This is a genomic window from Cohnella ginsengisoli, assembly GCF_029525555.1.
Classification (GTDB): Bacteria; Bacillota; Bacilli; order Paenibacillales; family Paenibacillaceae; genus Cohnella; species Cohnella ginsengisoli.
This window is the reverse complement of sequence record NZ_JAPDHZ010000003.1, coordinates 1997071-2022491: the sequence shown is the minus strand read 5'-3', so window position 1 is coordinate 2022491 and position 25421 is coordinate 1997071. Positions and strand designations below refer to the sequence as shown.

Sequence of the window (25421 nt, the reverse complement as noted above, 5' to 3'; positions counted from 1 at the left end):
AACGATCCGCCTTGGCCGTTTCCAGGGAGTGCGAGTGGTTTTCCCTTCGTCCCTACGCGTAACGGGCTCCGAATTGATTTATCCCCAAGTTATACACGGGTTGCGCACAAAGTTATGCACATGTGGACACGGTTCGCCAGTCTTGTCGGCCTCTCCTCTCCTCTCCTCTCCTCTCCTCTCCTCTCCTCTCCTCTCCTCTCCTCTCCTCTCCTCTCCTCTCCTCTCCTCTCCTATCCTATCCTATCCTATCCTATCCTATCCTATCCGTGTCTCGATTCGTTTCCCGTTTTCCCGATTAGCGAAATTGGCTCCCCCCCCCCGTTCCTCGCCTTCCGGTCTGGTGATACAATGAATCGTAGCGACTGAACAGAGGGGGAAGGCGAAAAAGAATGGCGGCAGCAAACACGATTTTGTTTATCGGCGATTCGATTACGGACGGCGCTCGCGGCCGCACTAGCGATCCCAATCATATTTTGGGGCACGGTTTTGTATTTCAGATCGCGGGCCGCTTGGGCTTGGAGCTTGGCGCGAATGCACCTCAAGTAGTGAACCGCGGCATCAGCGGGGACCGGGCTTCGGACTTGTATGCCAGATGGAACGAAGACGCGATCAGCGTGCAGCCATCGATCATCAGCATCCTGGTCGGCGTTAACGACGCCTATTATCAGATCCATGACGACGCGCGCGGCGCATCGGACCGATACAAGCTGGCTTATACGCATCTCCTCGAGGAGACGCGGACGGCGCTCCCGAATGCGAATATCGTTTTGTGCGAGCCTTTCATCTTGCGGACCGGCTCCCTCGAAGAGAAATGGAACGCCTGGGAAACGAAAATGACGGCTTACCGGCAGATCGTGCGAGAGCTGGCAGACAGCTACTCCGCGACGTTCGTACCGCTTCAGCAGCTCTTCGACGAAGCCTGCGAACGGGCGCCCCGGGAGCACTGGCTCTGGGACGGCATCCACCCGACCGCCGCCGGCCACGAACTGATCGCGCGCCAGTGGCTTGAGGTCGTGTCCTGGCAAGGCCGGCAACGGCAATAAAGAAGCTTCGGCAGATGACGTAGAATTTGAGGAAGGGCGAGGTCAAGATGGCTGCGAATTGGTGGTTGGCGCTCATTATTATGGTCGTGTTCAACGGCATTCTGGTTTGGACCTTGATAACGGGGACGGAATCCGTGAGCCGCACGGCGAAAAAATGGCTTTTTTATCGTGGTAAACGCTGTCGGGCTCATTCTCGCTGTTTCTCAATTTTTCTGGATGGATTTTTAGCAAGGCCCGATCGGATAAAAATTTCCCTTCCGCGTAACCTAGTGGGATGTCGAGGCAAGTCTGCCATGCAGCGCGCCGACGCATCGATTTCGGACTATGCGGAGGGATAACGGGTGGAAAACCTATATACGGCAACCGTGACGGTCACGGGCGGACGCGAAGGTAAGCTGTCTTCGAGCGACGGCGTGCTTCAGCTGGAGCTTCGCATGCCCAAAGAGCTGGGCGGCATGGGCGGGGCCGCTACGAATCCGGAGCAGCTGTTCGCCGCGGGCTACGCGGCATGCTTCGAGAGCGCGCTGAATCTGGTATGCCGCAGGCGAGAGGTCAAGTACGAAGGCACCGAAGTGACGGGCAGCGTCACGATCGGCAAAGACGCGGACGGCGGATTTGCCCTGGCAGTGGCGCTCGACGTGAAGCTGACGGGCGTCGAACGGACGCTTGCCGAACAGCTGACCGCCGAGGCGCACCAGGTATGCCCTTATTCCAAGGCGACGCGGGGCAATATCGAAGTCAAGATTAACGTCGTTTAAGACGCGGCGCCCGGCAAACGCAAATAAGACACCGCGACCTTTTGCGAGAAGGCGAACGGTGTCTTATTCTTTTTTAAATAAGGTTATTGTCGGTCCGTATTCCGAGTGCCGCTAGCGGTTTGGCCTTGTTCGAAGGCTTCTGCCGCTTCCTCCGCGGAAAACTCGGTATCGTCCTGACCGGGCACGGGCAGCTTGTTCAGCTCGGTCGTCTGGACCTCCGCCTTGGTCGGTTCGTTTTGGTTATTTGTCATGGGGCACCTCCTTGGACGATTTTGACAACCATTCCAGCATGCCACGTTTAGGTCCGGAATATGTGCGCCAGATGAGGGGGCGGGATTTATGCAAGGAAATCAAACGATCACGCTTGGCATGGGCTGCTTCTGGTCTCCCGAAGCGTTGTTCGGCTCGTTGCCGGGCGTCGAGGAAACGCGCGTGGGATATGCGGGCGGCACGACCGGGCAGCCGACTTACCGCGAGATGGGGGAACACTCCGAGACGGTCGAGATCGTCTACGACGCCGAACTGATCTCGATCGATCGCCTGCTGGAGACGTTCTGGGATCATCATAATCCCGTTAATATTAACGGATATAAAGGAAGGCAGTATCAGTCTCTGCTGCTGTACCGCGACGAGCGTCAAGCGGAGGCGTTTAACCGGATGAAGAAGCGGATGGAAGCGGCCAAGGGGTATCCGTTGGAGACGGAGATCGTACCTTTTAAGGCGTTTTATGCGGCCGAGCCGCGTCACCAGAAGTATTATCTGAAAAGATATCCGGACGCCGCGGGCAAGCTGCGCGGGCTGTACGAATCGGAAGAAGCGTTCCTGCGCTCGACGCTGGCCGCGCGGCTTAACGGTGTGGCCAAAGGCTATGCGAACCTGGCGCCTGTCCTTCGGGAGATTCAAGCGTGGCCGATCCGTCCGGACGAGCGGGACGCCTTGATCGAGCGGGTCCGGCAGATTCGGTGGTAGTTGGTAAAGCATGGCGAATTGTCGTATCATGAGGAACCGACACTCGCGGATATACGAAGGGGATTAACAATGAGCGAACCCAGCTTTAACGACTATACACTAAGCGACGACATACGCCGGGCTTTGGACAGCATGGGATACGCCAAGCCGACGGAAGTACAAAGCAAGGTCATCCCCATCGCGCTGCAGAAGAAGGATATGACCGTCAAGTCTCACACGGGAAGCGGGAAGACGGCGGCGTACGGAATCCCGATCTGCGAGCTGGTGGAATGGGAGGAGAACCGTCCGCAAGCCTTGATCCTGACGCCGACGCGCGAGCTGGCCGACCAGGTCAAGGAAGACATCATGAACATCGGCCGCTTTAAGCGGATCAAGGCGACCGCGATTTACGGCAAGCAGCCTTTTGCCAGGCAAAAGATTCAGTTGGCGCATAAAAACCATGTCGTCGTCGGCACGCCGGGGCGGGTCATGGATCACATCGAGAGAGACACGATCGACCTCGAGCAAGTGAAATACCTGGTCATCGACGAAGCCGACGAGATGCTGAGCATGGGATTCATCGAGCAGGTGGAGAAGATTATCCGCGAGCTGCCGAAGGATCGGGTGACCCTGCTGTTCTCGGCGACGCTGCCCAAGGATGTCGAACGCCTGTGCCACAAGTATATGAAGCAGCCGCTCGATATCGAGATTCAGACGGCGGGCAGAACGACAAGCCAGATCGAGCATGCGCTCTACACCGTGAAAGATGACGACAAGCTGAACCTGCTCAGGGACGTCGCCACGGTCGAAAATCCGGACAGCTGCATTATTTTTTGCCGGACGCAGGTCCGGGTCGACGTCGTATTCAAGGAACTAACCAAGCACGGATACCCCTGCGACCGAATCCACGGGGGCATGGAGCAGGACGATCGCTCCCAGGTGATGAACGCGTTCAAGCGCGGGGAGTTCCGTTATCTGATCGCGACGGACGTGGCCGCGAGAGGCATCGATATCGACAATATCAGTCTTGTAATTAATTACGACTTTCCCCAGGAAAACGAAAGCTACGTGCATCGGACCGGCAGAACCGGACGAGCCGGCAACAGGGGCAAAGCGATCTCCTTCGCCACGCCGAACGAAGAGAAATTCGTGATCAACGCGGAGCGCTACGTCGGTTTTGAGATTCCGCGGAGAAACCATCCCTCCAAAGACGCGGTGGCGTATGCCCAAGCGTCCTTTGATGCGAAGATCAAGAGCAAGGCGGGCGTCAAAAAGGACAGGATCTCCCGATTGGACGAGGAGATCCTGAAGCTCTACTTCAACGGCGGGAAGAAAAAGAAAATCCGGGCGGTGGACTTCGTCGGCACGATCGCCAAGATCGAAGGCGTATCGGCGGAGGATATCGGGATCATCACGATAGAGGACAATGCATCCTACGTGGATATTCTCAACGGCAAGGGCCGCCTGGTGTTGAATAAGATGCAGGACACGACGATCAAAGGCAAGCTGTTGAAGGTCCGCGAAGCGAACAAGAAATAGAAGAACGCATCGGCCTTGCCGCCGGCAAATTTTTAGCTTTTCAAAAGCGGACGGTTGTGGTTTAATATACTTAATATTTCCAGCGGTGAAGCACACCCTGGCAGGACGTCTGCGGACGTCTTGCCGGGGTGTTTTGTTTTGCCGGGACATTTTAAGGAGGCGTGCGGCATGAAGCAGGCAAGATTGTACGATCAACCGGAGCAGTTCGCGGAGATGATGAAGCGCCATTTGGCGGCAAGTCTGCAGATCGACGTCAGATTAACGGAGGGAGAGCCGCTGCTGCTGGAGATGGACGACAAGATCGGCAAGTCGCAGGTCAGCTTGCACGATACGTATCGCACGTACATGGCCGGGGGGCGATTTAAACGCAGCCGTAGATTACCTGAACGATATCGTTCGCAGTTCGAAAATCGCAGGCGAAAAGAAGGACGAGGTCGCCATTCTCGATCCCGATTATATTTATCCCGCGCTGCGGGACGAGGCATACGCGGAGGCCACCCGGAAGCAGGCGGGCGGATTGTCTGCGGAGCGACTGCCTGGCCTGCGGGAGATGTATCTTGAGATTAAAGACGAGCTGACGAAAGTAATCACCGCAGGCATGCTGGAGCTGAACCCGGACCTGCGCGAGGACGAGCTGAGGAAGATCGCGTACCGCAATCTTCGGCGGGCGGGCTGGCAGGAACCGCGAATGAGGTTGCCGACGCTGCTGGACAGCTGCAGGCTGGAGGTGTACATGCACGATACGCACCCGGCGGAGTGCCAGTTTTTGGATCCCGAGTTAAACAAGCGGCTCGGGCGCAATCCTTATCTGGTCGCGTTTACGAATCGCAAGACGGTCATGGTGCTTCGCGCGGACGAAGAGATGGAGACGCTCCGACAGGCGCAGCGACTGGCGGAGGAATCCGGCTTCCGGACGATGGCGAAGCGCAGCGTGGCGCTCATGCCGAGCCCGGTATCCGACCGCGTATATTGGGTGCGGGACGGCAAAGCCGGTCTGCTGCCGCCGCTGAAGTAACGCTTCCCGCCTGGCAAGGTCAGGATGCCGAGTCGGCATCCTCGGGGGGCTGCGCGGCCGGCTGGGAATCGGACGCCCCCTCATACCTCGCCAGCGCCCAGGCCGCCGACTCCCGCATTCGCCTGCGCAACTGCTCGCCCTCGACGATCCTGACCCGGCGTCCGAGGAAGCGAATCTTGGACAGCAGGAATTCGCTCTCGTCGGCGAGGCAGGAGACGCGGATGCGGTACAAGTCCCGATTCTCTTCGTAGCTGACGGTCTTATCGAAGCAGGAAAAGGCGTAGAGGATCCGGGATAGCTCCGCGTTGTATTCGCGGACGATCTCGATCACCGCATAGGTTCGGCGTTCTTCTAGGATCGCGAGCGCACGGCTTCGCAGCGCTTCGACGCGCTCTGGCGGCAGCAGAATGGGTTCCGCGGTGACGATATGCTGCAGCTTGCTCGACATGAGGCCGCGCGCGTTGTACCAGAGCAGGTACCACTCCCGCTTGACCATATTGTATTCCAGCTTGACGGGCAGCCCGTTCTGATTGGATTGGACGCCGCCGTGCTTGAGTCTTGACGTAAGCCGAATGCCGCGGCCTTGCTGGATCATGCGGCGGAGGGGGCGGAGCAGGGGATGATAGACCTGCCTTTCCCGGCTCTTGGCTTTTTCGGCGATGTATTCGCGGCTCTCGATCGCGGTCTCGTCCTGCAGCAGGTCTCGAAGCCGGGACAGCGTCTCCGCGGCGAAGGCATCGGCGGACGCGGGATGCTCGAGCATCGTCTTGAGCCACGAACGCTCGTGGGCCGTGAGGGCGATCGAGTCCGCTTCGTCCAGCCGCGATAGAATCCGATAATTAAAGATCTTCTCGAACGGGTTCATAATAAGCCTGAATCTCCTTCCATTCGGCGATCAGCTCCCTGCGCAGCCATGCCGGCTCCAATACTTCGCAGCTCGAGCCGAAGCTGCGAAGCCACGGCTTGATCTCGTAGATGCCGTTGACCTCGATTTCATACAGGAAGGTCGTGTCCGACTCGTCTGTCACCACGCCCCATTGGCCTTGGGACAGGACGCGTTCGCGCACGAAGTTCGCGCCCGCCCGTCCGGGATTGTAGAAGCGCGCCCGGATCTTCACGCGCCGGTGGGTGTCCGTCACCCAGCTGTGTTCGAGCTCCTGCTCAATGACTTCCAGCCGCCGGTCGAAGGTTTCCGCATCTACGGCATCCCCCAACTCAATCTGAGTGACGCCTTCCATGCGATACTTCATCGTGCCGAGCCGGGGGCTGTGTCCGATCAGATACCAACGGCCGTATTGATGGTCGTACACCACGCGCAGCGGCAGCGTCGTCTCGAAGCGGCCCTCCGTCTCGCGCTCGAACAGCGGGTTCGTGTTTTTGGACGCGTAGTTTTTCCCCTTCTTGGGCGACAGGTAGAGGAAAGTCAGTTTTCTGCGCGCCCGGATCGCCTCGAATACCGTGTAGAGATGCGCCTCGTCGAGGATGCGCGTGTGATAGTGATATTTGTACAGGTGGACATCGAAGGTCTCGGACCCGTATCCCCGTCTCGTCAGCGCCTTTTTCAGCGTATCTCTCAACAGATAGCCCTGAACGGCGGGCACCTGCGTGTTGGCCATCACGTCGACATAGTCGTAAAGGTCCAGCAATTCCTCGTCCGCCAGCCGGTCGATCAGATCGATGTCGGCCCGATACTTGTACGGTCGTCCGCCCTCCATGCGGCGGATAACGCCGACCTCTTCCAGATACTTGAGGTCCCCGCGGACGGTCTTCTCGTCAGGGCAAGCATAATCGGACGGCATGCTGTCGCTGCAGGCGTCCAGCAGCTCTTTGGCGGTCAGCGCTTCGCCCTGCAGCAAGCCGATCAGAACCGCGAGCCGGACGCTCTCCGAGTCCTTCAGCGATTTGGATCTGAAGAGGAAGAGCAGCAGCGGGTCCGCTGATTCGTAGTGGTTGTAGCGCAGACCTTCGGCAAGGTCGTCGGCGGCGTCCGAGGACAGCATCGTCCGCATGTCCTTGATGTAGCGCAGTGTCTTGTCGTACGTATGCACGGAGATGCCGAGCCGGTCGGCGAATTGCTGCCTGCTGTAGGCGCCGCCGGCCAGCGCCAGCATGCGAAGAAACTGAACCTCTTTATCGAAGCTTTCCCGTGCCATGCGCGCACCTCCTGCCAATCTTTGTACCATTGTATCAAGCAAAAAGGCAGGGGAATATGGAAAGTTTTTACGCGTTGCCATACTTTCGCCCTGTTCGAACGAAGCGAATGCTGCGAAAATCAGGTTGTGAAGCCGAGCCGCAAGGCAACGGGTTCACGGGATCATGGAGGCGCACGGAAGGGTTACTTCGCCCAAATATTCATTAGGCTCGAAACCTAATCGCTTCGATCATAACGACAGGATCGAAGCGCAGAACCTTTCCAACCCATTTCCTCCAAGATACTTATTCAAGCCGTTTATGGTTGACAGCGTTAAACGCTCAATGCTAGGATTACCGGCAACATCCTGAATTGGAGAAAGGAGTGCAGAACATGCGCGACACGAATTTTATTGATGAACGTCCAGACCATCGCAGCCCAACGTCCCAGATTAAAGTAAGCCAGCGAGAGATAAGCGCGTTCAATTCGCAAGATCTGTATCTCCAATCTCATATCGGCATTCTTTACAGGCGCAATCCCGCTTCGGTTCGTCGGTTGTTTTCTACAGCCTGACGCCGCCGGCGACGGCATACATATGCGTACCCGTAAAGACTGCTTGTAGCCGAGCGGTCTTTTTCTATGGCTGAATTCAGTCTTAGAGGAAGATCCGAGGGCGACAGGGGTCTTTTTTTCATACCTATACGGCCCCTGCAAAGTACATACCGCGTCAAGCGATATTAATAACGAGGAGAAAGGAGGCGGCGCGCTCCTGCCATCAGGCAGGGGCGGGGCCGACGGCAACAATCGCATTCCATGATGGAGACCATGGCGAAAAGGCGAACGCAGCGGACTGTGAATCCGCCAGTACCGGTTCGAGTCCGGTTGGTCTCCCCATACGATGCCCGGTAGCCAAGCGGCAAGGCAGATGACTTTGAATCATCCACCGCAGGTTCGAATCCTGCCCGGGCAGCCACTCGATTTACGATGAACCGCCGCGGCGTGGTGGTGAAACTGGATGAACACACGGGCCTAACACGACCGGATCTGCGGGTTCGGGCCCCGTCCACGCCTCCAAATCCATAGGGTTGTAGCTCAGCAGGTAGAGCGCCCGACTGTTAATCGGACGGTCGCAGGTTCGAGCCCTGCCAACCCTGCCAATACGACAAACAAGAAAGGAAGAAGCCGCCTTGCGCTACAGGTGACACTTATGAAAAGACACGTATACCCCATGCTTCACGAGCATGTCTTCCGCAACCTCTCCGAACAAAATCTGTCGCTGGACGAAGTCTTCGGACGCATCCAGAGCTTCATGGCGCGCGATCCGCGCGCGGCGTATCAGCTCGTCGTCGGGACGGACGCGCAGATGCACGCCGGACATACGAAGTTCGTAACGTCCGTCGTCATTCTCCGCCCGGGCCGGGGCGCCTGGTTCTGCTACCGGCAGGTGATCGTCCCGCGGGAGCTCCGGTCGCTGCGCGAAAAGCTGAGCCTCGAAACGACTTACAGCCAGGAGATCGCAGCTTACTTCGATGCCGGGAAAAGGGCGGCGCTGGAGGATATTCTCCTGCCCTATGCCTATCACGGCGCGAGCCTGGCGATGTTCGTCGATATCGACGCAGGCACGGACGAGAGACGCAACAGGACGTCGGCGATGGTCGCCGAGCTGGTCGGAAGAATCGAAGCGATGGGGCTGTCTGCCCGAGTGAAACCGGAGGCGATCGCGGCTTCGTCCGTTTCCAATCGCTATACGAAAATCCCGTACAGAGGCGCTAAAGCCTCGAAAACGGCATCGAATTTCGGATAAATTTACAAGTCGTCATACTTGCGCCATGTTCGCGGCAGCGGATGTGCGCGATGATAGGAGCAAGGAGCCGGCGCCGAAAAGGCGGGCACCAAGCAAGCAATTGCAACATGTAGATCCAAGAGTAAGCGTAAAGCAAAATTATCGACGCTCGTTCGTTGAGGCGCATGGAAGGGCTACTTCGACTTTTAATCGGCTTGTCGTTGGTTCGAGTCCAACTCCCGCTTCGGCGGGATAGCTCAGATGGTTAGAGCAGCATGCCTTTCCGACCTTTCCTCAACGATGCAGCAAGACAAACGGAGCGAGGCGAACGAGAGGGATACTTCGGTATAGGGGACGGACACGGCCTTTCGCAGGGCCTTCCGTGAACCTTCTCGGCCATTTCCTCGCTCCGCTCTCTTTAAGGAGGTTTAATCCGATGAGTTTCGCTAAAAAGCTGTTCTCGGCCGTCCGGCCGACGACATTGAACCAGGATGGCTATCCGTCCTACGAACGTTCCGCCGAGGAACGGTACGTGCAGACGCTGGTCACCAATACGATGGGCAACACGTTTTACGCGGACGGTCAGTCGCTGCTGGCTGAAGCAGAAGCGCTCCATCATGAGATGGCGCAGCGAGATCCGCAGTTCATGGCCAGAGCGCTCGTCTATGCGCGGGGCGAAGGCTATATGCGGCTTCAGCCGCTGTGCGGCCTCGCGGTCCTGTCGGCCTACCGGCCCGACTTGTTCGCGAGGATCTTCCTTAAGGTCGTGCAAATCCCGTCCGATCTGTCCGACTTCCTGACCATCCTCCAGGGAATGGGCCGGGGCGAGGGCGGCCGGGCCGTAAAGCGGCAGGTGAACCGGTTCCTGGCCGGCGTGTCCGAATACTGGGCCGTCAAGTACAACGGCCGGGGCCGGGGCTATAGCCTCGGCGACGCGATCGCGACGGCGCACCCGAAGCCGGCGGACCTGAAGCAGCAGGCGCTCTACCGGTACCTGCGGGGCCAGGAGGCGAACCTGTCGCTGCTGCCGCAGGTCCATGCGCTGGAGCAGCTCAAGCAGGCGACGTCCGAGGCCGAGCGGCTGTACTGGATCGAGACGGGCAAGCTGCCGCACGAGGTCGTCACGGGCGCGGTGAAGCCGACCAAGGCGATCTGGGAAGCGCTGATCGGCCAGATGCCGACGTTCGCGCTGCTCCGGCACTTGAATGCGCTCGAGCGGGCCGGGGTGCTGGAGGATTGGAATACGCTGCGAGCCGTGACGGATCGGCTGACCGATCAGCGCGCACTTGCGAAGGCGAGGATTCTGCCGTTTCGGTTCGCCAAGGCGTTCGGGCAGGTGAAGCATCCATTGCTGCGCGACGCACTTCGGGACGCGGTGGAATATACGTTCAGCCATCTGCCGGACCTGGAAGGGCGGACGGCGATTTTTCTAGATATCTCAGGTTCGATGAACGGCGAGTACCTGCAGACCGGTTCCGTGTTCGCGCTGGCCCTGTACAAGAAAACGGCGGGAGACTCTCTGTTCTGGTTGTTCAACACCGTCGCAAAGGATGCGATGCCTTCCCGCAAAGACAGCATCCTCTCGCAGGCAGGAGGCATCCGTGCGGGGGGCGGCACGGATGCCGGCGCGCCGGTGCGCAAGCTGCGGCAGGAGCGCCGCAAGGTCGAACAGATCGTTATCATAACGGACGAACAGCAAAATGCGGGCAGTCCGTTCTACAAGGCGCTGAAGCAGTACAGGGAGAAGGTGAACCCGAACGTCAAGGCGTTTATCGTCGACGTCTCGCCTTACCGCGGCGCGATGGTGCCGCAGCAGGACCCGGGTACGTTCTATATCTACGGCTGGAGCGACACGGTGCTGAGCTACATTGCGCAGTCGGCCAAAGGCTACGGCTCCATGGTCGAACGGATCGGAGCATTCGATATCGATAACTAAAACAAGAGGTGCGTAAAAATGAAGCTGGCGGAAGCGTTGGTCCTCAGGGCGGACAGTCAGAAAAAAATCGCGCAGCTGCGGCAGCGGCTGGAGCGCGTGGTGAAGGTGCAGGAGGGCGAGGCGCCGGCGGAGGATCCGGCTCTGCTGATGGCGGAGCTGGAGCAGACGCTCGCCGAGCAGACGGCCTGGGTGCGCCGGATTAACAAGACGAATGCGTCCACGCCGTTTAACGCAGAGCTGAGCATCTCGGATGCGCTGGCGGAGCGGGACCGGCTCATGCAGCATCGCAAGCTGCTCGCCGACCTTCTCGAGCAGGCGTCGATCAAGCAGGACCGGTTCAGCCGTTCGGAAGTCAGGTTCGAGCGGACGGTGGACGTCGCGCAGCTTCAGGCTCGCGTCGATGCGCTGTCCAAAGCCTACCGGGAAATGGACTTTCGCATTCAGGAAATGAACTGGACGACGGATCTGATCGAAACGTAGCTGCGAAGGTAGTCCGAACCGGCCGAGGCGTGCACAACCCGCCAACAGGGAAAGTTGGACTCGAGCGGACACGGGGGCCATGTCCAACCCATCAATCATGAGCCCAGCAATGTGACGAGCGTAACGTGTACCAGTCAATGTAACCACCGCGTGCAGGTCGGCAGGATTCGGGCGAGGGCGGGAATGGGGAATTTCGCAGCGCCACAAGACAGCAGGGCGGAGGCTTCGGCGTATCGGAGCCGCCGTTCTACATAGAGGTGATTTTCAGATGGAAACCATAAAGAAAACGATAAGCGAGCAATTGGAGCGACTGGAACGGGAAGAGAACGTCCGCATCCTGTATGCGTGCGAATCCGGCAGCCGGGCGTGGGGGTTCCCGTCGCAGGACAGTGACTACGACGTGCGGTTCGTCTACGTGCGCGAGCCCGATTGGTACTTGTCGATCTACGATAAACGAGATGTCATCGAGCGGCCGATCAGCGATCAATTGGACATCAGCGGTTGGGACCTGCGCAAGGCGCTCAACTTGTACCGCAAGTCCAACCCGCCGCTGCTCGAATGGCTGCAATCGCCGATCCAGTACGCCGAGCGCTACACCGTGGCGGAGCAACTGCGCGCGATCTCGCCGCTTACCTTTTCGCCGAAGTCCTGCATGCATCACTACCTGAACATGGCCCGGGGCAACTACCGGACGTACCTGCAGGGCGAGCGGGTCAAAATCAAAAAGTACTTCTACGTGCTGCGCCCCGTGCTGGCCTGCGAATGGATCGAGCGGTACGGCGGCATGCCGCCGATGGCGTTCGACGTGCTGGCGGACCGGCTCCTCCCGCGGGACGGCGAGCTGTGGCTTACGGTGCAACGGCTGCTGGCCCGCAAGAAGGCGGGCGAGGAGCTGGATTACGAGCCGCGGCTCACGATCGTCAACGACTATCTGGAGGAACGCCTCGGTCATCTGGAGCGAAGCGCAGCGTCGCAGTCTAAGCAGGCCGAGCGCCTGGACGACCGGCTGGACGCATTGTTCCGGTCGGCGCTACGAGAGGTCTGGGGCGCTTAGCGGCTTGCGGCCATCAGTGATTGCAAATAAAGGAGCGTAAGGACAACATGACTTATCAAACGATTGAAGGCGTGCGCGTCTGGGGGGGAGCCCGACGAGAGCGCGCTGTCGCAAGCCAAAACCTGCGCGGTGCACGGCAACGTCGTGCAGGCGCTGCTGATGGCCGACCACCACAAAGGCTACAGCCAGCCGATCGGCGGCGTGATCGCGTATGATGGCCAGATCTCGCCTTCCGGCGTGGGCTACGACATCGGCTGCGGCAACAAGGCCGTGCGCACGAACCTGATGGCAAGCGATGTGCTGCCTCATCTCTCCGATATCATGGACCGGATCGCGCGCAAGGTGTCTTTCGGCATCGGCCGCGCCAACAGCGAGCCGGTCGATCACGAGCTGTTCGACGATCCGGATTGGAGCGTATATGCGGCGATCGGGCGGCAGGAGCACGACAAGCTGAAGAAGCTCGCGCGCGACCAGCTCGGCACGGTCGGCAGCGGCAATCATTACGTCGACTTATTCGTCGAACCCGCCACCGGCCGCCTGTGGATCGGCAATCACTTCGGCAGCCGGGGCTTCGGCCATAAGACGGCCAGCGGCTTCTGAACCTTGCGGCAGGTCGCGAGTTTCTAGGCAACGCGCCCGGCGAAAGATGGATCAGCCGCCGGTGTTGTTCGATCTCGATAGCGAGCTCGGCGACTTATACTACAGGGCGATGAAGCTGGCCGGCCGTTATGCGTATGCCGGGCGCGACTACGTGATCCGGCAGGTGCTGGCGATTCTGGGCGCGGAGGCGGACTTCGAGGTGCACAACCATCATAACTACGCGTGGCGTGAGACGCATGGCGGCAAGGATACGATCGTCGTGCGCAAAGGCGCGACCCCTTCGGCGCCGGGACAGCTCGGTTTTATCGGCGGCAGCATGGGCGATATCTCCGTCATCGTGCGCGGCAAGGACACGACGGAAAATCGCGATTCCTTCTACAGCACCGTCCACGGCGCGGGCCGCGTGATGAGCCGCACGCAGGCGGCCGGCAAGATGAACTGGAAGACGCGTACCCGTTCGGGCGGACAGATCACGCCGGAGCAGATGAAGCAGGCAGTCCGGGAATTCGGCGTCGAGCTGCGAGGCGCTGGGACGGACGAGAGTCCGTTCGTCTATCGCCGGCTGCAGGAGGTGCTGGATGCCCACGCAGAGACGATCGACGTGCTGCACGTGCTGAAGCCGATCGGGGTGTGCATGGCGGGCGCGGACGAGTTCGATCCGTACAAGGATTAGCCGTCGCGCCGCTTGCGATCAGGCTGTCGGACATCGAGCCCGAAAATGAGCATTTTAAACAAATCGCAGCCAATCTGCTGTTCGAGGTGGCGAAGGAAAAGGAGATCGATCCGAGGCTGTAAACATGCCTCCGCAGGCGAGGCATCTTACGGCGGTCGCTTGAATCGGTCAACGAACGTGGCGCTCCGACGATCCTATCCGAAATCCGGTCCATGAGGGCTGGATTTCTTTTGCGCATGCCCAGCACGGGCCCCCACTCCCGACATAACATGCTCTATCCTATATATTCGCCGCCTGCCTGAGCGGGAGCGCAACGGATGTGAACGGCATCATTTCTATGGAGCGGGGGGGAAGCGGGCGATGACAACAATCACGATGGCCGCGGTCGGGGATTTGTTAATGAAGAAAAACATGATCGCCTCGGCCGCGCGAGAAGGCGGATTCTCGCCTATTTTTTACCGCGTAAAGCCTTACTTGAGAAAAGCGGATTTCACGATCGGCAATCTGGAGACGACCTTCTCCGGCAGCCGGTTCAAAGGAAAGCCCGGCAAGCTTCTGTTCAGCTCGCCGGACGCCTTCGCAGCCACGCTTCGCAGTCTCGGCTTCGATGTGCTCAGTACGGCCAACAACCATTGCATGGACGGGACATCGGCCGGATTGAAGCGGACGCTGAATGTCCTCGACCGGCACGGCCTGCGGCATACGGGCACTTACCGTTTCCGTGGGGAGTCCCGCCGGAAGCTCATCGTTAACGTAAAGGGAATCAGGATCGGCATATTGTCTTATACGTACGGAACCAACGGGATTCGCGTGCCGGTGCCCTGGATGGTCAACCGTATCGCACGCCATAAAATAGCGGCGGACGTGCGCAGCTTGAAGCGCGCTGCGGATTTAATCGTCGCATGCCTGCATTTCGGAAAAGAATTTCATTCGCGACCCAGTCGGGGACAGGTTCGCCTGATGCATCAATTATTCCGAAATGGCGTGAATGTCGTGCTTGGCGCGCATCCCCACGTCCTGCATCCGGTCAAAATGTATAAAGTGAAGGACAGGGACGGACGCGTCCGCAATCGGGTAGCGGCTTCCTCCTTGGGCAACTTCGTTTCGACCGAGCTGCCGCAGCATACGGCGAGATTAAGAGGCGCGATCCTGAAGCTGACCATTACGAAAAACGCAAAGGGAGAAACGGACGTACGGAAAATATCCAGCGTGCCCACCCGCATTTTGCAAAATGTCGGTCCTAAACGGGTGTATCGGGTTGTGCCGGCGAGATCGGATAAAATTTGATTCTGTCCGACTAACCCGGGTGTTTGGTAAACTAGAAGAGTCTAAGGAGATACTCGCTTGTGCCCTCGGCAGGATGTAAAGCAAGCCTGTTTGCTACGGCATCGCCAGAAAAGGGAGTGCGCCCAAACTACGGAGGAATCTATGCCATTTCCCATTGAAGAAAAGTTCGTCGTCGCGGTCGCTTCCAGCGCGCTGTTCGATCTGGAGGCTTCGGACAAGGTGTTCAAGGAAAAAGGAGAAGAGGAATACCGGCAGTACCAGCATGCGCACGAGGAAGAGGTGCTGCGTCCCGGCGTCGCCTTCCCGCTGATCAAGCGGCTGCTTAGGATCAACGGCGAGGCGCCGGACGACCAGCCGGTCGAGGTCGTGCTGCTGTCGCGCAACGATCCGGATACGGGACTGCGCGTGTTCAAGTCGATTCAGCATTACGGCCTGCCGATCACGCGCGCCGCGTTCGTCGCCGGACGCAATCCGTTTACTTATATGGACGCGTTCAACGCGTCGTTGTTTCTCTCGGCCGATCCCGACGACGTGCGCTCGGCGATCCGGGTGGGGCTGCCTGCGGCGCAGGTGTTCCCGACCGGTTTCGTCGACGACGACCGGGAGCAGGAGCTGCGCATCGCCTTCGACTTCGACGGCATTATCGCGGACGACTCCGCGGAAGGCATCTTCCAAGCCCAAGGCATGCAAGGCTTCCATGACAGCGAGCGGATGAACGCAGGAGAGGCGCTTCCGCCGGGGCCGCTCTTCCGGTTCTTCAGCGAGGTCAGCCGGCTGCAGAGGCGGGAATGGGAGAAAAGAAGACGGACCCCGACTACTCGCCGCGCGTTCGGATTGCTATCGTGACCGCCCGGAACGCACCGGCTCACGAGCGCGTCGTCACGACGCTGCGTGCTGCCGGCATTCGAGTGGACGACGCTTTTTTCCTCGGCGGCATCGAGAAGGCGCGCGTGCTTAAGGTGTTCCGGCCGCATATTTTCATCGACGATCAGGTCGGCCATATCGAAGGCGTGTCCGGCTATTATCCGACGGCGCACGTGCCGTTCGGAGCGATCAACGGCGTGACGTCCGCTTAAAACAGGAAGGAGTCCCTACCAATGAAAATAAACAATCCGATTGTAGCCGGCTGGTATGCAGACCCCGAGGCCAGAACGTATGAGGGAAAGCACTGGATCTATGCGACGCGCTCATTCACGGAGTATACGATGCAGATGAATCTGGACGCGTTCAGCTCGGACGACCTGGTCCACTGGGACAAACACGAGGGCATTGTAGACATGACGGATTTTCCCTGGGTATGGAGAGCGGTCTGGGCGCCGACGCAGATCGAGCATCGGGGACGATATTACCTCGTATTCGCCTCGAACGATATTCAGTCGAACGAGGAAATCGGGGGCTTGGAGATTGCCGTGGCGGATCGTCCCGAGGGTCCGTATCGAGGCTATCTTGGGAAGCCGTTGGTAGACAAGTTCATTCATCAGGCGCAGCCGATCGATGCGCACCTGTTCAAGGACGACGATGGAACCATCTATCTGTATTACGGCGGCTGGGGGCACTGCAACGTCGCGCGGATGAACGAGGAGATGACCGGGTTCGTTCCTTTGAAGGGCGGGGACGATGAAGTGTTCCGTTCCATCACGCCGGAGGGATACGTAGAAGGCCCTTGCATGATCAAGAAGGACGGGCTTTATTACCTGATGTGGTCCATGGGCGGATGGACGAACGGCACTTATCGCGTAGCATACGGCGTGAGCGACAGTCCGCTCGGTCCGTTCGAGAACGAGGGTACGATTCTGGAAAGGCAGGAGCCGATCGCGGAGGGGCCCGGTCACCACGGCTACCTGCACCTGCCGGAGACGGACGAATGGCTGATCGTATACCATCGCAGAACGATCGGCGACACGGAGCCGGGCAATCGCCGGTTATGCATCGATCGCATGCGAATCGGCCGCGGCAGGATCGAGCCGGTCGTCATGACCGATTCGTGGGAGTGCTGACGTCGCGGTCTTGAGCACGAAGCCCGATGTGAGAAAGAAGATGCCAGGCTTCCCCTTGGTTGCGGGAGGCCTGGTATCTTATAGATCGGTGAAGCGGCGCCGACGGTCCGAATTGCTTTTCTCCGTCCTGTATGGTATAGTTGGTTTATTGGAATTTTGACCTTAAATTCATCTATTGCAGAGGGTTATTATTTTAATGACTAACCTTGTGCAATATATGAATTTTTTATTTTGTACCTAAAATGAGAAGCTCATGTAAAAATTGGAGGTGTTTCTATGCAAACAGGAACAGTAAAATGGTTTAACGCAGAAAAAGGATTCGGTTTTATCGAGGTCGAGGGCGGCGAAGACGTATTCGTACACTTCAGCGCGATCACGGGCGAGGGCTTCAAGTCGCTGGATGAAGGCCAACGCGTCGAATTCAACGTAGTCCAAGGCAATCGCGGCCAGCAAGCCGAGAACGTCGTAAAACTGTAAATGAAGATTTAAATCCCCGAACGTATCGTTTTGGGGATTTTTTAATGAAGAGGCTTTTGTACGTGGATAGTAGCGCGTTCATCTAAGGGGGACGATCCATTGAATTATTCCTGGAATAAACCGTTGGAAAATTTGCCCGAAGAAATGACGACCATCTGGTCCTGCACCAAAGACGGCTGCAAGGGATGGATCCGGGACAACTTTTCGTTCGAGGACGTGCCTACGTGCATGATCTGCAAGTCGGTCATGGTCCGAAGCGAAAAGGTGCTGCCGATTCTGATCTCGTCGGACCACCAGCTCAAGCAGCATCGGAAAAACCAGCGGAAAGCGGCGCTGTAGGCCGTTCCTTGGCGCAAGCAGGCGTTTTTTTCCCATACGCGATCCTAGTCCGCAGCCTGCCGAGGTTGTGGATTTTTCTTTTTCCCACTAGAATAGGACCCGCAGGTATACGCTTGCAAAGCAATCTATCATCCGGGAAAAGAAGTGATAAGGTGAGACCGCTTCAGCTCAAGGCGCGGACGCACGCTTATCTGGACAAGCGTTTGACCGGGTCGTCCATGGACTACCGCAAAGTGATCGCGTTGTTCATCCCGATCCTGATCGACCAGGCCTTTATCGTAGGCCTGAACCTTGTGAACACCGCTATGATCAGTTCATCCGGCGTCGCGGCGGTCGGCGCGGTCAGCACGGTCGATTCGCTGAACATTTTCCTGATCAACGTCTTCGTCGCCGTGGCAACCGGAGGTACGGTCGTCGTCGCCCAATACAAGGGCAGCGGCAACGACGAGATGATCTCCAAGGCCGCCGCGGGCACGGTCGCATCGGTCGCGCTGCTGTCGCTGGGCATCGGCTTGTTGGTGGCGTCCCTGCATGCGCCCGTGCTGCAGGTATTGTTCGGCAGAGCGTCGGCCGACGTGCTGGACCATGCCCGCGTGTATCTGATCGGCAGCTGCGCGTCCTACCTCGGCATCGGCGTCGTTCAAGCGGTATGCGGCGCGATGCGGGGCATCGGGCGGTCCCGGGTGTCGCTGATCTTGTCGCTCATTATGAACCTGCTGTACGTGGTGTTGAATTTCGTCTTTATCAACGCACTCGACATGGGCGTGCTCGGCATGACGATCGCGGTCAATATCGCGCGCTATACGGCGGCCGTCTGCGCATTGGCGTACATTTTGCGGATCGACAGGTCGCTGCGCCTGCGCGTCGGTCAGCTGGTCCGCGTGCCGTGGGACATGCTGAAGAGGATCATGACGATCGGCGTGCCGTTCGCGGCGGAGCAGATGTTTTTTAACGGCGGCAAAATGCTCACCCAGGTGTTCATCGTCAGCATGGGCACCTACGCGCTCGCGGCGAACGCCATCGGCGGCACGATCGCCATGGTGTACCAGATTCCGGCAGGTGCGATGTCGCTGACGATCGTCACGGTCGTGGGCCAATGCATCGGCGGACGCAACGTCGGAGACGCCCGCAAGTTCATCAAGTCGTTTATCTGGCTCTCATCTTGCTCGTTCGTGGTGATGACCGCCATCTTGATGCCGCTCTTCCATCCGCTGGTGAGCCTGTTCCACCCGCCGGCCGACATCGTGGACGATATCTTCTGGCTGACGCTCATCAATGCGATCGCGCAGATCCCGCTTTGGTCGATCAGCTTCATCCTGCCCGCGGGACTTCGGGCGGCCGGGGACGCTCGCTTCACCTCGATCGCGTCGATGCTGTCGATGTGGCTGTTCAGGATCGTGCTCGGCTATATACTGGGGATTACTTTCGGACTCGGCATTATCGGCGTATGGCTCGCGATGAACTGCGAATGGGGCGTGCGGGGAATCTTGTTCCTCAAGCGGTTCCGCGGGGACAAGTGGTATGCGCGGAAGCTGATATGAAGATTCGCCAGTTTAGTGTGCAAGGGCAATCGTCCAAGCGCTGATTTAAAAAGGGATGAGGCAGAGTTGGTCTGCTTCATCCCTTTTTTTGCGGCGCCTTTTTCCTATGAAGGAGCACATGGAGTGATTCGCGCTTGCCGAAGGCCGGCGTTGTTCCTGGCTAGGAACAACCGGACGCTTCGCGCTTGCCGGAGGCCGGGGTTGTTCCCGGCTAGGAACAACCGGACGCTCCGCGCTTGCCGTAGGCCGGCGTTGTTCCCGGCTAGGAACAACCGGGCGCTTCGCGCTTGCCGTAGGCCGGGGTTGTTCCCGGCTAGGAACAACCGGGCGCTTCGCGCATGCCGAAGGCCGGCGTTGTTCCCGGCTAGGAACAACCGGGCGCTTCGCGCTTGCCGGAGGCCGGGGTTGTTCCCGGCTAGGAACAACCGGCCGCTCCGCGCTTGCCGGAGGCCCGCGTTGTTCCTGGCTAGGAACAACCGGCCGCTCCGCGCTTGCCGGAGGCCGGCGTTGTTCCTGGCTAGGAACACCTGGGCACCACTCGTTTGCCGCCAGCCGCGGGTGCTCCAGCCAGGAAAGCGGCCGCCCGAATGCACGCGCGACTAGCCCCGGCGTGCCGCCTCGCGGCCCGCCCGCACAAAGCGCGCCGCGGCTTCCATCTGCGGCACCGCGACGGCTTCCAGCGTGACGAAGCCGTGGGGCTTCTGCGCTTCGAGCTTCTCCCAGAAGCGGGCATAATGCAGCTGGCCAAGCCCGGCGGCCGTCTCTCGGACGCCGCCGTCCTCGGCGCGGACCAGATCCTTGGCATGGGCGCTGACGATTCGCGGCCCGAGCAGCCGGAAAGCTTCGTCGACGACCCGATCCTGATCGTCCAGCGTGCGGCCGTTCAGCAGGTTGCACGGATCGAGGACGACGCCGACGCACGACGACGGGAACCGTTCGATCGCGGCCGCCAGCGTCTCTGGCGTATCGATCAGGTGGCCCTGCGCAGCCTCCAGCCCGATGACCGCGCCCCACCGCTCGGCTTCCTCGACGAGCTCCTCGAGCGCGCGGTCGAGCAGGGCCGCGTGCTGCGCGAGACGGCTAGGGTCCTGGGGCGAGCCGACCTCGGTCGCCACGATCGGCGCGCCGAAGTGCCGCGCGTGACGCAGATGCTCCTTGAACCGGTCTACATTATAGCGATAGTTGTCCTCGTTCAGATCGATCAGGGAGGCGTAGCAGCCGAGTACGGCGATCCGAACGCCGCGGTCGGCGAACGCGCCGCCGATCTCGCTTGCCAGTCCGGGACTGAGCTTGCCGAGGGAGAAGTCGATATCGGCAATGGCCTTGGACAGCGCGAGCTGCACGTACGAGAAACGATGCTCGGCTACCTTCTCGGCCAATTGCGCATAAGGCAGCGTACCGAGCAAATGCGCCAATATTCCTACCGTCATAGGTCCGCTCCTTTCCTGCGCGTATGAACGCGCGCTTCATTGTTGATGGCGTTAACTTTCATTTCGACTTACGGCGTTAATCCTAATTCGACGCCGGGCCGCCGCTTCCTTCCTTGCCTCTTACCTCCGTTCCGCGCCGTTCCGTCTTCTCCGCCCTTTCTGTCAGGCATAACGATCGACCGGCTGGGGACAATGAGCGAATGCACACCATTCATGGGACGAAGGAGCGTAAGCTGAATTGGACAAGAAGTTCGTCAAAGAAACCCGCTGCGTCAAAACCTCCAGAGTATTCCCCACCGACGTCAACAATCACGAGACGCTGTTCGGCGGCAGGCTGATGTCCCACATCGACGACATCGCGTCGATCTCCGCCTCCAAGCTGTGCCGGGTCACCGCGGTTACGGCCTCGACGGACTCGGTCGACTTTCTGCTCCCGATCCGGCAGACGGATTCGGTATCGCTCGAAGCCTTCGTATCGTGGACGGGCAAGCGGTCGATGGAGGTATTCGTCAAAGTGATCCGCGAGGATCTTCGGACGGGCAAGCGCAGGATCGCGGCGACTTCGTTCCTCACGTTCGTGGGACTCGGCGACGACAATAAGCCTGTCTACGTGCCGCAGGTCATTCCGGAGACGGACGAGGAGAAGAAGCTGTTCGAGACCGCGGAGCACCGCAAGGAGATGCGCGCCATTCGGCGGGAACAGAGCAAGGCGTTCGCGGATTTTCTGCTGGCGAAGTACCCTTGGGAGTGAGGCGCGCGCCGGTTTCGGCGCTTTTTTTGTTTTTTCTGGCGAACGATCCCTTGACATCCTTTAATAATGTCATTATGATAATATAAAAATGACAGTATGAAATGAGGCGATCCCGATGGACTTCTATCTGGAAGACGAACACGTCGTTTCCCGGCTGGTGGCGGAATGGCGCAAGTACGGCCGGCTCGTCGTGGCGTACGACTACGACAATACCGTGTTCGATTATCATCGCGCGGGACTTTCGTTTGACGACGTGCCGCGGCTGCTCAGGGAATGCCAGGCGCAAGGCGCCTACCTGGTCGTCTTCACCGCCTGCGGCGAGAGACAGTACCCCGAGATCGCGTCCTACCTGAAGGACAACGGTATTCCGTTCGATGCGATCAACGAAGATGCGCCGTTCGTGCCTTCCTCGGGCGGCAGGAAGATCTATTTTAACATTCTGCTCGACGATCGGGCGGGACTCGGCTCGGCCTACCGGTGCCTGCAGGCGGCACTGAACATCATGAAGCGGGGAGCGTGAACGACATGATTCGGCTAAACGGACAGAAGCTGGACTTCGAGCCTTATCCGAACGGGGAGACACGGGTGAACGGGGAGCAGATCAGCGCGCTGGCTCTCGCAGAGAACGGCAACCGGATCGCCTTCAAGTACGAGACGGATGCGGACCTGATCAAGCTGATGTTCGTCAAAAGCTATCTCGACGATCACGGGCTCGGCCTGGCGTCGCTGGACATCTACTACATGCCATACAGCCGGATGGACCGGGCGGAGGGGGCTTCGGCTTTTACGCTGAAGTACACGGCGCGAATGATTAACGCCATGAACTTCGCGCGCGTGACGGTCGTCGAGCCGCATTCGGACGTCACCCTCGCGCTGCTCGACCGCAGCGGCGCGGTGTACCCGACGCTTGATCTGCTGGACAGGGTGACGGCAGAGACCGGATTCGATCCGGCGGCGGATTATCTGTTCTTCCCGGATGCCGGGGCGCAGAAGCGATACGGCCGGATTGAAGGCTTCAGGCAGCTGGTCGGCCACAAGGAGAGGGACTTCCGTACGGGACGCATTCAGAAGCTGGATGTCGCAGGCAGCGTCGATCGAACGGGGTTCAAGGCCATCGTCATCGACGATCTCTGCTCTTACGGCGGCACGTTCCTGCTGAGCGCGGAGCGGCTTCGCGAACTGGGGGCCTCGCACATATACCTGCTCGTGACGCACTGCGAGAACGCGATTCATCTGGGCAAGCTCCCGGCTTCGGGATTGATCGAGCGCGTCTACACGACGGACACGATTCTGGACGGGCCAAGCACGGACTTTATTCACATTTATCCGATTGGAGGCATGCTGCCATGACTATCGCCCATACCAACAACTACGTTTACCCTGCCACGCTACTCTGCGACTTTTACAAGGTGAGCCACAAAAACCAGTATCCGCAAGGCACGGAGCTCGTCTACTCGACCTGGACGGCGCGCGCAAGCCGTATTGCCGAGATCGACAGGATCGTAGCGTTCGGCTTCCAGGCCTTTATCCAGGAATACCTGATCGATTACTTCAACGACCATTTCTTCGGTCGGCCAAAGTCGGAGGTGGCGGAAGAATACAAGCGCGTCATCCGTCTTGCGCTCGGCGCTCCCGACCCGGATGCAGCCCATATCGAAGCGCTGCATGACCTCGGATACCTGCCAATCAAGATTAAGGCCGTTAAGGAAGGCAACCTCGTGCCGGTCAAGGTGCCGATGCTCACGATCGAGAACACGCAGCCCGCGTTTTTCTGGCTCACGAATTACCTGGAGACGCTCATGTCGTGCCAGCTGTGGCTGCCTGCGACGAGCGCGACGCTCGCCTTCGAATACCGCAAGCTGCTCGAGGACTTCGCGCTTCGGACGAACGGCGACGCAGCAGGCGTGCCGTTCCAGGGACACGACTTCTCGATGCGGGGCATGGGCTCGCTCGAGGCGGCCAAGGCCAGCGGCGCGGGGCATCTGCTCTCGTTCACCGGCACGGATACGATTCCGGCGATTCTGTATCTCGAGGACCATTACGGCGCCGATATGGAAAAGGAGCTGATCGGCACGTCGATTCCCGCCACCGAGCATAGCGTCATGTGCGCGCATGGCCGGGACGAGGCCGCATCGTACCGTTACCTGATCAAGAACGTATACCCGAACGGGTTCGTGTCGATCGTGTCGGATACGTGGGATCTGTGGACCGTCCTCGACGTCGTCATCCGCGGGCTGAAGGACGATATTCTGAGCCGGGACGGCAAGGTCGTCATTCGCCCGGACAGCGGCGATCCGGTCAAGATCATCTGCGGCGATCCCGACGCGGAGGAGCCGCTCGCGCGGCGCGGGGTCATCGAGATTTTGTGGGACATTTTCGGGGGCACGACCACCGCGCGCGGCTACAAGCAGCTGGACAGCCATATCGGCGCCATCTACGGAGACGCGATCACGATCGCGCGCTGCCGGGAGATCTGCGAGCGGCTCGCGGCCAAGGGCTTCGCGTCGACCAACATGGTGTTCGGCATCGGCTCGTTTACGTACCAGTACAACACGCGAGACACGTTCGGCTACGCGCTCAAGTCGACGTACGCGGTCGTGGACGGCGAGGAGCGGAAGATCTACAAGGATCCGAAGACCGACGCGGGCAAAGTCAAAAAGTCGCAAACGGGGCTCGTTCGCGTCGTCCAGCAGGACGATACGATGGCTTGTATTGATAATCTGAACAAGGAAGAATACGATCGATACAGCGGGATCGATCTCTTGGAGGACGTGTTCGTCGACGGGCGCCTCGTGCGCGAGCAGACGCTTGGCGACATCAGAGCCAGACTCCTCGGGAACCTGTAGGACGAAGCGATAGGAGCAAATATAGATGAACGATCAAAGTGCCGGGCATTATTCGGCCGCGGGGTTTCGCACGCCCGACGGCGCGCCCACGGACATCGTCGTGTTCACGATCACGAGGACCGAGCGGACGGGCGCGAAGAAGGCGCTGCCGCTCCGTCGTCTCGAGGTCATGCTCATTAAGCGGAAGCAGTGGCCGTGCGAAGGCTTGTGGGCGCTGCCGGGCGGCTTCACCCGCGAGGGCGAGACCGTCGAGGCGTGCGCGCGGCGGGAATTGCTGGAGGAGACCGGCGTAGCGGACGTGCGCCTCGCGTACTTTAACGTCTACAGCGCGCCGGACCGCGATCCGCGCGGCTGGATGATCTCTCACGCGTTCGTCGCGCTCGTCGAGGAGCGGTACGTGGCGAGCCGCAGGACGTCGGACGAAGCGTCGGACGTGCGGCTGTGGCCGGTCGAGGAGGCGCTCGCGGCGGAGCTGGCGTTCGACCACCGTACGATCGTGCAGGACGCCCTGGAGCGGATTCGCCGGGAGATGCTGACGACGACGATCGCCAGGGAGTTTCTGCCGGAGACGTTCACGATCAGCGAGCTGTACCAGGTGATCACGACCGTCGTGCCGACCTTCGAGGAGAAGAATTTCATCCGCAAGGTCACCTCCACGCAGAGCCGCAGAGGCATTCTGGAGGAGGCGCGCGACGCGGAAGGACGGCCGTTGATGTCCAATCGGTACTCACAACGGCCGGCGCAGCTGTACCGGTTCACCGATTATGCGCCGGAGCTGTCGATCTACGGTTAG

The 25421-nt window shown here is 59.4% G+C and carries 24 protein-coding genes, 4 tRNA genes and 2 pseudogenes; 26 read left to right on the top strand and 4 right to left on the bottom strand.

Annotated elements, in window-relative coordinates:
• Positions 1-389: 389 nt before the first annotated feature.
• Both OMP38_RS20485 and OMP38_RS20480 read left to right on the top strand, forming a co-directional pair.
• Complete coding sequence (locus OMP38_RS20485) at positions 390-1043, top strand: SGNH/GDSL hydrolase family protein (protein WP_277566722.1); 654 nt, start codon at positions 390-392, stop codon at positions 1041-1043.
• Positions 1044-1384: 341 nt separating this feature from the next.
• Positions 1385-1801, top strand: coding sequence for an organic hydroperoxide resistance protein (locus OMP38_RS20480; RefSeq protein WP_277566721.1), 417 nt, complete (start codon positions 1385-1387; stop codon positions 1799-1801).
• Between the two features lie 83 nt (positions 1802-1884).
• Here OMP38_RS20480 and OMP38_RS20475 read toward each other — a convergent pair whose 3' ends face one another.
• Positions 1885-2052, bottom strand: coding sequence for a hypothetical protein (locus tag OMP38_RS20475; protein ID WP_277566720.1), 168 nt, complete (start codon positions 2050-2052; stop codon positions 1885-1887).
• A gap of 88 nt (positions 2053-2140) precedes the next feature.
• Here OMP38_RS20475 and msrA point away from each other — a divergent pair, with 88 nt between their 5' ends.
• The 4 genes from msrA (at position 2141) to OMP38_RS20455 (ending at position 5303) form a co-directional block, all read left to right on the top strand.
• Entirely contained in the window at positions 2141-2770 is a 630-nt protein-coding gene (gene msrA / locus OMP38_RS20470) for a peptide-methionine (S)-S-oxide reductase MsrA (protein ID WP_277566719.1), read from the top strand.
• Positions 2771-2839: 69 nt separating this feature from the next.
• The gene (locus tag OMP38_RS20465; protein WP_277566718.1) at positions 2840-4288 is read left to right on the top strand and encodes a DEAD/DEAH box helicase; all 1449 of its coding nucleotides are present in this window, start codon (positions 2840-2842) and stop codon (positions 4286-4288) included.
• A gap of 168 nt (positions 4289-4456) precedes the next feature.
• Positions 4457-4849, top strand: a complete 393-nt coding sequence (locus OMP38_RS20460; RefSeq protein WP_277566717.1) for a hypothetical protein — start codon at positions 4457-4459, stop codon at positions 4847-4849.
• Positions 4806-5303: a hypothetical protein gene (locus OMP38_RS20455; protein WP_277566716.1), complete on the top strand. Its 498-nt coding sequence runs from the start codon at positions 4806-4808 to the stop codon at positions 5301-5303. Before OMP38_RS20460 ends, OMP38_RS20455 begins: the two co-directional genes overlap by 44 nt.
• A gap of 19 nt (positions 5304-5322) precedes the next feature.
• On the opposite strand, the gene OMP38_RS20450 is transcribed toward OMP38_RS20455, so the two are convergent.
• Complete coding sequence (locus tag OMP38_RS20450) at positions 5323-6168, bottom strand: WYL domain-containing protein (RefSeq protein ID WP_277566715.1); 846 nt, start codon at positions 6166-6168, stop codon at positions 5323-5325.
• Entirely contained in the window at positions 6143-7456 is a 1314-nt protein-coding gene (locus OMP38_RS20445; protein WP_277566714.1) for a helix-turn-helix transcriptional regulator, read from the bottom strand. Before OMP38_RS20445 ends, OMP38_RS20450 begins: the two co-directional genes overlap by 26 nt.
• 797 nt (positions 7457-8253) lie before the next feature.
• On the opposite strand from OMP38_RS20445, the gene OMP38_RS20440 reads away from it, so the two are divergent.
• From OMP38_RS20440 to OMP38_RS20370, 15 genes and pseudogenes are all read left to right on the top strand, one after another.
• A tRNA-His gene (locus tag OMP38_RS20440) sits at positions 8254-8328 on the top strand.
• A gap of 5 nt (positions 8329-8333) precedes the next feature.
• Positions 8334-8407, top strand: a tRNA-Gln gene (locus OMP38_RS20435).
• Positions 8408-8430: 23 nt separating this feature from the next.
• A tRNA-Val gene (locus tag OMP38_RS20430) sits at positions 8431-8508 on the top strand.
• Between the two features lie 7 nt (positions 8509-8515).
• Positions 8516-8591 (top strand) — tRNA-Asn (locus OMP38_RS20425).
• A 50-nt stretch (positions 8592-8641) separates the two neighbouring features.
• Complete coding sequence (locus OMP38_RS20420) at positions 8642-9238, top strand: ribonuclease H-like YkuK family protein (protein WP_277566713.1); 597 nt, start codon at positions 8642-8644, stop codon at positions 9236-9238.
• A gap of 415 nt (positions 9239-9653) precedes the next feature.
• Positions 9654-11153, top strand: coding sequence for a TROVE domain-containing protein (locus tag OMP38_RS20415; protein WP_277566712.1), 1500 nt, complete (start codon positions 9654-9656; stop codon positions 11151-11153).
• A gap of 18 nt (positions 11154-11171) precedes the next feature.
• Entirely contained in the window at positions 11172-11633 is a 462-nt protein-coding gene (locus OMP38_RS20410) for a DIP1984 family protein (RefSeq protein WP_277566711.1), read from the top strand.
• Between the two features lie 268 nt (positions 11634-11901).
• Positions 11902-12687: a nucleotidyltransferase domain-containing protein gene (locus tag OMP38_RS20405; RefSeq protein WP_277566710.1), complete on the top strand. Its 786-nt coding sequence runs from the start codon at positions 11902-11904 to the stop codon at positions 12685-12687.
• A gap of 47 nt (positions 12688-12734) precedes the next feature.
• Positions 12735-13960, top strand: a pseudogene (locus OMP38_RS20400) (RtcB family protein).
• A 360-nt stretch (positions 13961-14320) separates the two neighbouring features.
• The gene (locus OMP38_RS20395; protein WP_277566709.1) at positions 14321-15247 is read left to right on the top strand and encodes a CapA family protein; all 927 of its coding nucleotides are present in this window, start codon (positions 14321-14323) and stop codon (positions 15245-15247) included.
• A 141-nt stretch (positions 15248-15388) separates the two neighbouring features.
• Positions 15389-16323 (top strand): annotated as a pseudogene (locus tag OMP38_RS20390) (5'-nucleotidase).
• Positions 16324-16344: 21 nt separating this feature from the next.
• Positions 16345-17244 carry a glycoside hydrolase family 43 protein gene (locus OMP38_RS20385; protein WP_277566708.1) on the top strand — a complete coding sequence of 300 codons (900 nt, stop codon included), beginning with the start codon at positions 16345-16347 and terminating at the stop codon, positions 17242-17244.
• A 276-nt stretch (positions 17245-17520) separates the two neighbouring features.
• Positions 17521-17721 carry a cold-shock protein gene (locus OMP38_RS20380; protein WP_090117032.1) on the top strand — a complete coding sequence of 67 codons (201 nt, stop codon included), beginning with the start codon at positions 17521-17523 and terminating at the stop codon, positions 17719-17721.
• Between the two features lie 99 nt (positions 17722-17820).
• Complete coding sequence (locus OMP38_RS20375; RefSeq protein WP_217594140.1) at positions 17821-18060, top strand: cold-shock protein; 240 nt, start codon at positions 17821-17823, stop codon at positions 18058-18060.
• 152 nt (positions 18061-18212) lie between these two features.
• On the top strand, positions 18213-19601 hold the full coding sequence (locus OMP38_RS20370; RefSeq protein WP_277566707.1) for an MATE family efflux transporter: 1389 nt from the start codon (positions 18213-18215) through the stop codon (positions 19599-19601).
• Positions 19602-20200: 599 nt separating this feature from the next.
• Here OMP38_RS20370 and OMP38_RS20365 read toward each other — a convergent pair.
• Positions 20201-21031, bottom strand: coding sequence for a sugar phosphate isomerase/epimerase family protein (locus OMP38_RS20365; protein WP_277566706.1), 831 nt, complete (start codon positions 21029-21031; stop codon positions 20201-20203).
• 238 nt (positions 21032-21269) lie between these two features.
• Here OMP38_RS20365 and OMP38_RS20360 point away from each other — a divergent pair, with 238 nt between their 5' ends.
• From OMP38_RS20360 to OMP38_RS20340, 5 genes are all read left to right on the top strand, one after another.
• The gene (locus OMP38_RS20360) at positions 21270-21782 is read left to right on the top strand and encodes an acyl-CoA thioesterase (RefSeq protein WP_277566705.1); all 513 of its coding nucleotides are present in this window, start codon (positions 21270-21272) and stop codon (positions 21780-21782) included.
• Between the two features lie 115 nt (positions 21783-21897).
• Positions 21898-22302 (top strand): hypothetical protein, encoded by a 405-nt coding sequence (locus OMP38_RS20355; RefSeq protein WP_277566704.1) that lies wholly within the window; start codon positions 21898-21900, stop codon positions 22300-22302.
• A 5-nt stretch (positions 22303-22307) separates the two neighbouring features.
• The gene (locus OMP38_RS20350) at positions 22308-23132 is read left to right on the top strand and encodes a ribose-phosphate pyrophosphokinase (RefSeq protein ID WP_277566703.1); all 825 of its coding nucleotides are present in this window, start codon (positions 22308-22310) and stop codon (positions 23130-23132) included.
• Positions 23129-24628, top strand: coding sequence for a nicotinate phosphoribosyltransferase (locus tag OMP38_RS20345; RefSeq protein WP_277566702.1), 1500 nt, complete (start codon positions 23129-23131; stop codon positions 24626-24628). Before OMP38_RS20350 ends, OMP38_RS20345 begins: the two co-directional genes overlap by 4 nt.
• A 25-nt stretch (positions 24629-24653) precedes the next feature.
• Positions 24654-25421: an NUDIX hydrolase gene (locus OMP38_RS20340; protein ID WP_277566701.1), complete on the top strand. Its 768-nt coding sequence runs from the start codon at positions 24654-24656 to the stop codon at positions 25419-25421.